This is a genomic window from Rhodoblastus sp. (assembly GCF_052145335.1).
Lineage (GTDB): Bacteria > Pseudomonadota > Alphaproteobacteria > Rhizobiales > Beijerinckiaceae > Rhodoblastus.
In genome coordinates, this window is the sequence record NZ_JBKQOU010000197.1 from 1 (window position 1) to 9091 (window position 9091).

The following is a 9091-nucleotide window of genomic DNA, read 5'->3' on the forward strand; positions in this document are numbered from 1 at the left end:
CGCAAAGTCCCGCAAGTCGCCTTCAAACCCGACTGGACGAGACACGCCAAGGCGGCTCCCTTCAAGCGCAACGATCAGATGCTCGACGTTCTGCCCATCGGCGTCATGGTTTTCGCCGGCACCGGCATCCAGGAAAACCTCTGCGACAAGGCGCGCAAGCTCGGGATCCCGGTCTGGAAGTTTTAGGAAGGCGGCGCGTGAGCGCCGCTTTGCGCTCCTCGGCGGAATGATTTCTGTGGTCCCGCCGGCGGCAATCGCCCACCTAGAGGACGTTCTCCTAGCAAAATGAACTCACATTCGTGACCCTTTGCAGACCTTCGCCGATCACCTCGTGACGGTCTTCAATAGAGCAGGAAAGCGTTGTATAGAATTTGCTAGCGGTACTCTGACAGGGCTAAGCCGGAATCTTCGGGCTCGCTTGTCCAGACATAAGATAATCCGTAGTGCGTCCTCGACGAACTCAGCTCAACTGCGACCCAATTGCCTCGCCTTCCCTTGCAGTCAGGCAAAAATGAAAAATGGCCAAGTCCTGCGCCATATGCTCCGGCGAGGAAGTTCCTGTCAGGCAAGCCATGCCGCTTTGCGTCAAATAGCGGAAAAACACCTGGGCAGGGGTGCGGCCGTATTTTTCCGCTGGTGCTGTCACAGCTGGCGCGGCGAGGATGTGCGGATTAGCGGTCAGGGTCCAGAAACTTTGATAGACAACGTTCTTGTCGCGGCAAAAAGCTCGGAGCTCCCGGTCGTAATGCGTCTTGGCGTGAAAGCGGTTTTGCAGCGCCTCCGGTTTTATCCGGGCGGCGCGCCACAGGCGTTCGAACCTTTCCGGCTCGTAGCAATTGCTGAGGCCCAATTGGCGGACAAGCCCCCGGTCGCACAGGCGCTCCATGGCGCCCCAGGCCTCGAGCGTGTCGCTGTCCTCGCGATAGGGCGAGTGCAGGACGAGGCTGTCGAGCGTATCGACGCCAAGATTGCGCAGCGAGACCGCAAAAGATTGCTGGACCTGTTGAACTATGCTGGCGCCGGGATCATAGGGGACGTTGTCAGGGTCTTGCCCGCCCAAGGGCGAGAATTTGCTTTGCAGAAAAAGGTCCGAACGCGACAAACCTTCGCGAGCGACCACGGCGAGCGCCTCGCCGACGCCGGGCTCGTGATAATGTTTGGGCTGGCAGGCGGTGTCTATGCCGCGAAAGCCGGCGCGCAACGCCTGGACGACCACTTCCGTCGTGCGCTCCTTTTTCCACGCCGTGCCGTAAATCAACCGGGACACGGCGACGCCGGCGGCGCTGAGATTATGGCGCTCATCCGCAACAGCTTTTATCATGTAAAATCCTCTCAGGCCGGTCCGGCGAAAACCGTGAGCACGCCCGTATAGCCGTAAAGATGATGACGGGCGATTTCGCCGCCAGCGAAAAAGCCGATCAGCGGAATATCGCCCAAGGCCTCGCGCACCATTTTGAATTCGGCGTGGCGGGCGCCGAAATGCGGCCCGCCCCGCCCGGAACAGCTGATGTAAAGCGCGCCCCGCATGCCGCCTGCGGCCTCCGCCTGGGCCCGGACTTCGCCGACGATGCGAAGCAGGTCCTGTTGCGCGGCGACCGCGTTGCGCTGGCAAAAGGCCAGCCTCATGCCGTTTTCCAGGGTCTCCGCGATCGCCAGCACGCCGGACTTGCGCCCGACGCCGACGATATGGCGGACTTCCGTATTGGCGCCGAATTGACCGGGCTTTGCCGAGGCGTCCTCGCTGGTCGCCACCAGCCCCGCCAGTGTCGCGGCCAAGGCGCTGTTCAATTCTTGGTCGGACAAATCGGAATCGAGACCAAGGTCTTCGAGCACGCAATCCATCGCCCGGGCGCCATCGAGGGTCACGAGCAAATTGCCCTCCGCGCGGGTTATGACGCGTTGCGGCCCGATGGGCAGGCACCCTTGCGTGACCCGCGAGACAATCGTCACATCCGAGTTGAAGGCCACTCCGGACAGCCCTTCGGCCTGCACGTCGTCGGCGAGGCAAAGCGCCTGGCTCCGCGACGATGACAAGCCGCCGAACAAATAGCCCGACGCCATTCGCTCGCTCAGCGCCTTCAATTGCGCGGCAGCATCGGCGACGCCAATGGCGTGGACCAGCGCGGCGAAAGGCTCGAAACCAGACCCGGCTTCCACGGTCTCAAGCGAGGAGAAAACCTTGAACGACTCTGGCGGCAATTCCGCCAACATCAGCGCCATCGCCGGTTCATCGAAATATTCAACCGCGCCGGCGCCCACGCCGACCCCGACGGCGCCGACCCAGTGCAAGCCCGGCATGGCATCGCGCAGCGCGGCCAGAATGCTCGCGGCAGCCTCGGCATAATAATCGCTCAGATAACACCAGCCAAGATTGGGATTTTGCCCCTGTTGCAATTGCCGAACGACCTGTTCCCGGCAGGAGGCGAAAGCAATTGCCCAGTCGGCGTGGCCGGCATGGGCAGAGATGAAAGCGCTCATGGTCAGGCCCCGGAGGCTAGGCGTTATCAGCAATCAAGCGTTCTGAGCAATGGCCGTGCCAGTCCCGCGCGGCGGCTTCTGCTCCGCACATGAAGCTGGAGAGCGCCGTCCGCTAAGCAACAAGCGCAATCTTGATACGCATAGCGATCCTTGTCTCAGCGCTTCGCCTTGTCGATAAAAAGGGCCGCGAATTTCGCGGCCCTGCAAACGGTCAAGTGTGCTGAATCGCAGACAATTTCCAATCCGCGGCCGCCCCGTCCGGACGGCGCGCGAATGTCCAGATTTCGGTCGCGACTTGCGGCGTCACGGGATCACCAGAGACAATTTTGCCGGTCGCGCGATCAACCATCGTGTCGATCAGCGAGAAACGGACCGCGACGCTCGCATAATCGCTTTGGGGCTCGCGCCAGGCTTCCGCAAGATCACCCTGCAGAAGGGTCACGTCGGATATCTTGTTGACCCGCCCTTTTCTTGCGGTCTCTTCGATCTCCGCAGCGAAATAGGAGGCCATTTCAGGCGTCGCCAGGGCGCGCAAAGCCGCCATGTCCTCGGCGCCATAGGCTTTTTGGATGAGGCCAAGGCGCTGTTCGAACACATTGAAATCCGCAGGACCGATTTCGAGCTTCGCAGTTCTCCCAGTCCCTCCGCCGAAGCCTCCGAGGCCTCCGAATCCTGCAAAACCGGGGCGCGGGCCTTGCGCGGCGCCGCTATCGTAGGCGGCGCCTTGATACGCCGGCTGGCGCCTGCGCAGGGAGCCCATGACGAATTTAAACAGGAGGAATAATAGCCCGATCTGAAGCACAAGCCCCAGAATGGACGATATTCCGCCGAGCCCGCCGCCGAAACCGTTTCCGAACAGCATGCCGACCAACCCGGCGCCGAGAAGGCCACCAAGCAGGCCCCGCCCGAAACCGCCGGACATGAAACCGCGGGAGTTCATGCCCGTCGATCCGGGTAAATTCTGCGCCATCCCGGGTGACGGGGACGTCATCGAACGTTCGATCGGAGCGGCCGGGCGGGGCGCCGTCGCGGTTGGGGGCGGAGCGCTGAAAGTGCGCGCGCCGCGACTGCCGAAAGAGCCGCTAAATCCCGGCTTGGCGAAGCCGTCGGCGGAAAAGCCAAAGGCGACAAGGGCGGCCAGTGCTAAAATCACGGTTTTTTGGCGCAGGGCCATGGTTTTGTCCTGAGGTTGCACGAGCGTGTCGCGGCCCGCAGGGCTTATATTGTTTATCGTTGGTCAAAGTGCAAAGGCGGCGGCCGGATCCGGTCCTACGGCTATGACGATTGATGCTCCCAGCGATGAAAAACGCCTGGGGGTAATGCTTTCGGCTTGCCAATCACTGTATTTTCGTCAAAACGCAGAGGAACATGCGTTACGGCGTGGCCGGATTTGGCCGTCTTCCAACCTTGCACGAACCGCCAAGTGAATACCCGCTAAACGGCGCTGAGCGGACCATCTAAGAACAGCGTCAATAGTCTCGACCTGACCCTGAGCCGCCGCACGCGCGACTTGCCCGTCATGTCGTTCAGCGGCATCGAACCGGACCTTCAATGCGAGGCGAGAGGTTTCGACTCCGAACGGCCGGTCTGATTTTTCAATTGCCGCTTGAGCGATCGGCTCCAAGCACGATGGGGTGGCCATGCGGCGTCGCGAGCGTGGCGGCGCGCCAGGCGTTCGCAATGTTCACGAGATCGGTTTCGGTCGCCACGCCCTTGGCGACAAGGAGCTTTTCGAGTGTGCGCAGCCAATTCTCGAAATAGATGGCGTTGCCCGCCTCCTGTGATCCGGCCGCAATTTCAGCGCCAAGCGCCTGCGCCCATTCGCTCCAGCTGAAAAGCCCCCGTTCGTTGAGCGCAACAGCCATTGCAAAGACCTGAGCCTCCCATGGTTCATCGAAGGGAGGCGGTTCAGGCGCGTTCAAGGTAGGGCTCCCACGCGTCAATCGATATGCTCAAGGTCGAGTCTGCGTCCGCGCCCCATAATTCTCGGCCGGTGAAGCGCACCGTATAGCACCAGTGCGGGTCGTCGCCCGCGCCACGAGCCTTGGAATCGGGAAAGGCGAAATAGCCGCGCACCTCCTCGACCAGACCAACCTTGCCGCGCGCATAACGCGGCAGTCGCGTGTGGGTCAGGGGATGCATGACCTTCGTGCGCACAGTCTCCCCTTCGCGGTAAAGCGCCTGGGCCGCCGGGGGCCGGTCGTAAGGCGTGCCTTTTCGAAGCGTGGCTTCGACATCGGCAGGAGCTAGTTTCCCTCTGACGGGTCGCGCCGGAATTGAAGCTCGGCCCCGTCGCAGCTCTTCGGGCGTGACCATTGCGGCCTTCACCAGCAAATGCTCCAGCGCGGTGATCCAGATGTCATAATAGCTTTTGGTCAGATATTCGGCGGGCGGCAGGCTTTCGCGGGCGTAGCGGACCATATCCAGGTTCCACTCCCCGCATGCGGCGGCAGCCAAACTCAGGGCGAGGGCGCGCCGTTCCCAGTCGCAATGGAACACCGGCTCATTCGGCTCCGGCGCGATCGGACCAAAGCCCATCATGCCGCCAAGGTCATGCGCGCCATTCATGATTTCTCGCCCCCGAACTGAGGCGACAGGGCAAGCCCGACGCCAATCATGCTGTCGCGCGTGACGAGTGCGGCGAGTTGCTCCTCGCTGAAGCCATCTGTTTTCTCTGGCCGCATGGGGACGACGAGATAGCGTAATTCGGCTGTCGAATCCCAAACCCGGATTTCGGTGTCGGCGGCAAGCGTCAGGCCGAACTCGGCGAGGACTCCGCGCGGATCCAGCACGGCGCGGGAACGATAGGCGGGCGATTTGTACCAGACGGGCGGCAGCCCTAGCACGGGCCAAGGATAACAGGAGCACAAGGTGCAGACGATGAGATTGTGCTGTTTGGGCGTGTTTTCGACGGCGACCATGTGTTCGCCTTGCCTGCCGCCGAAACCGAGTTCGCCAATGGCGCTGGTCGCATTTGTCAGGAGGCGCTCCCGGAAACGTGCGTCTGTCCAGGCCTTGGCTACGACGCGGGCGCCATTGCGTGGACCGATCTTGATCTCATAGGTTTCCACAATGGCGTCGAGCGCCGCCGGGTCGACGTAGCCTTTGTCGACCAGGATGGTTTCGAGCGCCCGGACACGTAAGGCGACTTCCGGTAATTCGGAATGGGCATGACCGCTTTTGTCATTCATGATTTATGTCCACCCACAACGGTGTCATACGCGGTCGGCTGGCTGCAAGAATGATCTCACGAGAAGTAATGAGGCAGCAAACCTTTTTCGCGAAACTTAACCTGAAGCTTCCGCCCTCTGTTGGAGCAGCGTACGCGCGCTGCTCCGCACTCAGATTGAATTTAAGTTATTTAGTGGTCGCCGAATCCATGCCGGTGACGTCTTGCAATGGCCTAAGATTGGCGACGATCAGCTTAAAACGCCAATCTGATCCCTCGCGCGTCAGCCATTGCACGGAGTAACCGCCTATCTGCTTGCCTTCGTTTTCGCCCGTGCCGATGAGCGAGTAATCGACAATGGCTAAAATGTCATTGCCCAGCGGGTGCGCTTCGATGACATCGGCCGTCTCCTTGGTCCATCCAGCCTTTTGGCGCGCCGCGAGAGCTTTCTCAATGGCTTGATGGTCCGCCAGCTTCGTGCCAGACGCTGGAAGGAAGACGCCGTCGCGTGAGAACAAGGCCGCGATTTCGGCCGGCTTTCCAGCGTTGTAAGCGTCCACAAAAGCAGCGGCAATCTTGACTTCAACCTGTTTGGCTTCAGCGTCGGAGATGGACCGGGCTTGTTGGGTTAGGGCTGGACCGGCAGCGCACAGGGTGGCGATGAGCGTCGTAGCAATAAGTCGCTTGAGCATGACGTTTCCTCCTCGCACTAAAAATTTTACACTGTTTAGAATTCTACGATAAAGCACAATTGTCGAACAAAATGATTGTGATATCTTTGTGGACTAGGATGACGCGTCGGGGAGTGGGCGATTCCATGTGCTTCGGCGTCTAAAGCCAAGGGTAAGAAAAATAATACTTGTCTTTCAATTTTTGGAGGGTGAGTGATGCCTACCAGTCTCAAGGGTGGCTGCCTGTGCGGGCGAATTCGCTATGAATGTGGTGAGCAGCCGATCGTTCAAATGATTTGCCATTGCCGAGATTGCCAGCGCGCCAGCGGCAGCGCCTATGCTTCCCTCCTGATCGTACCGCGCGACCGCCTTGCATATTCAGGTGTCGACCCGAATACCATGACGTAAAGTCTCAGAGTGGTGGCACGATGCGGCGGGGATTTTGTCCTGAATGTGGTTCACCGATTTCGATGACTCGGGTGGAATCGGCAGCCATCGCGTTTTTACAGGCCACGCGCCTCGACGACCCGTCAATATTCTCGCCCAGCTGCGAGGTCTGGGTTTCCAATGCGTGGTCTTGCCTGAGGCCCGCCTCCGCCCTCAAAAAGTTCGAAGGAAACCCCTCTGCGGCAGTAACAGGCGAACGGATCCGTGCGTATTTTGCGGCCAGAGCGAAACCCGAACAATAACGACGATCCAGACCTGCCGCTGCGACCGTCTCGCTCGCTCATATTCGTTCAGTTCATCAGATGGAGTCAGAGGTCTGCTTTCGGTCGAAAACACTGGATTGTTTGGTCGACAGGGAACTTCCGGTGCTGGCGCATCTTTCCCATTCAGCCATCGACCGGTTTTTTCTCGGGACCAGTCCTTCGCTATATGCCCGCAGTCCGCCCGTCAGCGGTGTGCGCGACCTTGCAACATCCCGCTCCAAATCTCAGCACCGAGCCCCAACCCCGCTTCCAGTAGCGCTTATCCTTGATCCGGCCCATGGCCTGACGCCATCAACCCGTAAAGGGTCCGCTACGCAAGCGTGCGGCCGCTGCGGCTGCGCCTTCGCGGTGATTGCGGCCCTGCGCCGGCTTCATCGGGCGCCTGTCGAGCGGGGATGGTCCCCGCCTCCAAGACAGGAGCCGGAACAATGTCTCAAACCCTCAGCACCGCCCACCTCCGCGCCTGGAACCTCGCCAACATCCTTATGGTCTGCATCATCGTCTTTCAGGCCGGCAACGGCGACTACGGCGTCATGCCGACCGACGAATATGACGGTGATCCGGCGGCCGTGGTGCATGAATTCGATCCATTTGCGCGGTGACCCGGCAGCGCCGGTGGCGCAAAGACCCGGACCGGCTTTCGGTCCGGGACGCTTGCGATAATTCTAGTATTGTTGTATTTTACAGCAAATACAGGAGTGATCGATGTCCACATATTCAACCAGCGACCTGTCGCGTAAGTCCGGCGACATCATAGCCGAGGCGTTGCGCCAGCCGGTGATGATCACCCAACGCAATAAGCCGCGCCTTGTCCTTCTCAGCATTGAGGACTATAGGCGCCTCACCTCGCGTGCGGACGTTCGCACGGTCGGCACGCTCGACACGATGCCCGATCCGCTCTTTTCGCAAGTCGCGCAAGCCGTCGAAGCCTATGAGCGCGAAGGCGACGAGGAATGACGTTCGACGACATTCGCACGGCGAGCGTCATTCGTTATCCGTATCTCTGGGCTCGCGAATCCGTTCGAGGCGAAACCGAAGGTCGAAAGCCCCGTCCAGTCGCGGTCGGCGTGCGCATTCCGGCGCCAGATGGCGGCGATCTCCTTTTGCTTTTTCCAATCACCAAGAGTCAGCCAACGCCGGACCGCTTCGCCGTCGAAATTCCGGAGACGGAAAAGCGCCGCGCCGGTCTCGAGCAGAACCTTCGTCTTTGGATCATCCTCGACGAATATAATCAAGATATTGTCGGCCAGTCCTTCTACCTCGCCCCCGATTGTTCACTGGGACGGTTCAGCAAGGCGTTTTTCTTGCCTTTGATGAAAGAGTTTGTCGCGCGCCGCGCTCGCACACGCGGCATCAATCGCGCCCGCTGACTCGGCTTAGGCAGTAGCGATGACGGCGGCTCGCACAATCCCCGGTGATGAGCAGCCAGCGAGACGTCGCCGATATACGCCGTCCGCCGTGGCGAAAGGCGGCCTCTCCGCGTCTGATTGAGTGGGGCTTTGGCTCGGACAATTGTTGGCGTTCGGCCTTGCGTCGCCCGTGTTTACAACATCCCACCCCTGATTGAGGTTGCGCTTCGGCGCTTCCGGTCTTTTTCGCTGTTGGTATGAAAGCCATCCGTCCAATGGGACGGAATTCTGCGCCGTCCCAAATTCCTGTTCTCCAAAAGCGCGGCGATCTCTCCCGTTGCTGTGGGCTGTCTCCTATGGCCGCCGATAGCGGACAAAACTTTGCGCGCCGAAAATTTTCCCCTTGGCGCCAGCGCCAATTCCTCGCGCACGGGCCGCAGGCGGCCCTGACAAAATTCCCGTCGCTCCATGTCCTTCGCTGCGCTGCGGCCGAGCGCGCCTGCGGCGCTTCGGTTCGTCCGCTCCCTTACCAGCCATCACGGAACGCCATCGCAACGGGGCGGATCGCCCAAACGATGGAGAAACAAGATGACGCAGTTCGCAGAATTCCAAATCCTCGGCCGCGTTGGCAAAATCAAGGAATTCAATGGCTCGACCAATGTGAGCCTTTGCGCCAACTATCCCTTCAAGGACCGCAACGGCGACAAGCAGACC

The 9091-nt window shown here is 60.3% G+C and carries 12 protein-coding genes and 1 pseudogene; 6 read left to right on the plus strand and 7 right to left on the minus strand.

All coding sequences use genetic code 11. The features are described from left to right. Positions 1–186, plus strand: a pseudogene (locus tag ACLP2E_RS12420) (hypothetical protein); the annotation flags it as partial. 274 nt (positions 187–460) lie between these two features. Here ACLP2E_RS12420 and ACLP2E_RS12425 read toward each other — a convergent pair. From ACLP2E_RS12425 to ACLP2E_RS12455, 7 genes are all read right to left on the minus strand, one after another. Then, positions 461–1321, minus strand: a complete 861-nt coding sequence (locus tag ACLP2E_RS12425) for an aldo/keto reductase family protein (protein ID WP_442461505.1) — start codon at positions 1319–1321, stop codon at positions 461–463. 11 nt (positions 1322–1332) lie between these two features. Next, positions 1333–2478, minus strand: coding sequence for an FIST signal transduction protein (locus tag ACLP2E_RS12430; protein ID WP_442461506.1), 1146 nt, complete (start codon positions 2476–2478; stop codon positions 1333–1335). A 211-nt stretch (positions 2479–2689) separates the two neighbouring features. Next, complete coding sequence (locus tag ACLP2E_RS12435; protein ID WP_442466113.1) at positions 2690–3652, minus strand: Tim44 domain-containing protein; 963 nt, start codon at positions 3650–3652, stop codon at positions 2690–2692. A 421-nt stretch (positions 3653–4073) separates the two neighbouring features. Next, on the minus strand, positions 4074–4400 hold the full coding sequence (locus ACLP2E_RS12440; RefSeq protein WP_442466114.1) for a nitrile hydratase accessory protein: 327 nt from the start codon (positions 4398–4400) through the stop codon (positions 4074–4076). Next, entirely contained in the window at positions 4387–5046 is a 660-nt protein-coding gene (gene nthB / locus ACLP2E_RS12445) for a nitrile hydratase subunit beta (RefSeq protein WP_442466115.1), read from the minus strand. Before nthB ends, ACLP2E_RS12440 begins: the two co-directional genes overlap by 14 nt. Further along, on the minus strand, positions 5043–5669 hold the full coding sequence (gene nthA, locus ACLP2E_RS12450; RefSeq protein WP_442466116.1) for a nitrile hydratase subunit alpha: 627 nt from the start codon (positions 5667–5669) through the stop codon (positions 5043–5045). Before nthA ends, nthB begins: the two co-directional genes overlap by 4 nt. Before the next feature lie 166 nt (positions 5670–5835). Then, the gene (locus tag ACLP2E_RS12455) at positions 5836–6339 is read right to left on the minus strand and encodes a YybH family protein (RefSeq protein WP_442466117.1); all 504 of its coding nucleotides are present in this window, start codon (positions 6337–6339) and stop codon (positions 5836–5838) included. 195 nt (positions 6340–6534) lie between these two features. Between ACLP2E_RS12455 and ACLP2E_RS12460 the strand changes: the two genes are divergently transcribed. From ACLP2E_RS12460 to ACLP2E_RS12480, 5 genes are all read left to right on the plus strand, one after another. Further along, the gene (locus ACLP2E_RS12460) at positions 6535–6726 is read left to right on the plus strand and encodes a GFA family protein (RefSeq protein WP_442466118.1); all 192 of its coding nucleotides are present in this window, start codon (positions 6535–6537) and stop codon (positions 6724–6726) included. Beyond that, positions 6693–7007, plus strand: coding sequence for a GFA family protein (locus tag ACLP2E_RS12465; protein ID WP_442466122.1), 315 nt, complete (start codon positions 6693–6695; stop codon positions 7005–7007). The genes ACLP2E_RS12460 and ACLP2E_RS12465 overlap by 34 nt, the downstream gene beginning before the upstream one ends. A gap of 449 nt (positions 7008–7456) precedes the next feature. After that, entirely contained in the window at positions 7457–7630 is a 174-nt protein-coding gene (locus ACLP2E_RS12470; RefSeq protein WP_442466119.1) for a hypothetical protein, read from the plus strand. A 103-nt stretch (positions 7631–7733) separates the two neighbouring features. Beyond that, positions 7734–7985 (plus strand): type II toxin-antitoxin system prevent-host-death family antitoxin, encoded by a 252-nt coding sequence (locus tag ACLP2E_RS12475; protein WP_442466120.1) that lies wholly within the window; start codon positions 7734–7736, stop codon positions 7983–7985. Continuing rightward, positions 7982–8398 (plus strand): hypothetical protein, encoded by a 417-nt coding sequence (locus ACLP2E_RS12480; RefSeq protein ID WP_442466121.1) that lies wholly within the window; start codon positions 7982–7984, stop codon positions 8396–8398. The genes ACLP2E_RS12475 and ACLP2E_RS12480 overlap by 4 nt, the downstream gene beginning before the upstream one ends. The last annotated feature ends 693 nt before the right edge of the window (positions 8399–9091 follow it).

Coding starts and splice junctions, on each gene's coding strand:
- ACLP2E_RS12470 (WP_442466119.1), top strand. CDS start 7,457: ATGTCTCAAACCCTCAGCACCGCCCACCTCCGCGCCTGGAACCTCGCC.
- ACLP2E_RS12480 (WP_442466121.1), top strand. CDS start 7,982: ATGACGTTCGACGACATTCGCACGGCGAGCGTCATTCGTTATCCGTAT.
- ACLP2E_RS12435 (WP_442466113.1), bottom strand. CDS start 3,652: ATGGCCCTGCGCCAAAAAACCGTGATTTTAGCACTGGCCGCCCTTGTC.
- ACLP2E_RS12425 (WP_442461505.1), bottom strand. CDS start 1,321: ATGATAAAAGCTGTTGCGGATGAGCGCCATAATCTCAGCGCCGCCGGC.
- nthA (WP_442466116.1), bottom strand. CDS start 5,669: ATGAATGACAAAAGCGGTCATGCCCATTCCGAATTACCGGAAGTCGCC.
- ACLP2E_RS12430 (WP_442461506.1), bottom strand. CDS start 2,478: ATGAGCGCTTTCATCTCTGCCCATGCCGGCCACGCCGACTGGGCAATT.
- ACLP2E_RS12460 (WP_442466118.1), top strand. CDS start 6,535: ATGCCTACCAGTCTCAAGGGTGGCTGCCTGTGCGGGCGAATTCGCTAT.
- nthB (WP_442466115.1), bottom strand. CDS start 5,046: ATGAATGGCGCGCATGACCTTGGCGGCATGATGGGCTTTGGTCCGATC.
- ACLP2E_RS12455 (WP_442466117.1), bottom strand. CDS start 6,339: ATGCTCAAGCGACTTATTGCTACGACGCTCATCGCCACCCTGTGCGCT.
- ACLP2E_RS12475 (WP_442466120.1), top strand. CDS start 7,734: ATGTCCACATATTCAACCAGCGACCTGTCGCGTAAGTCCGGCGACATC.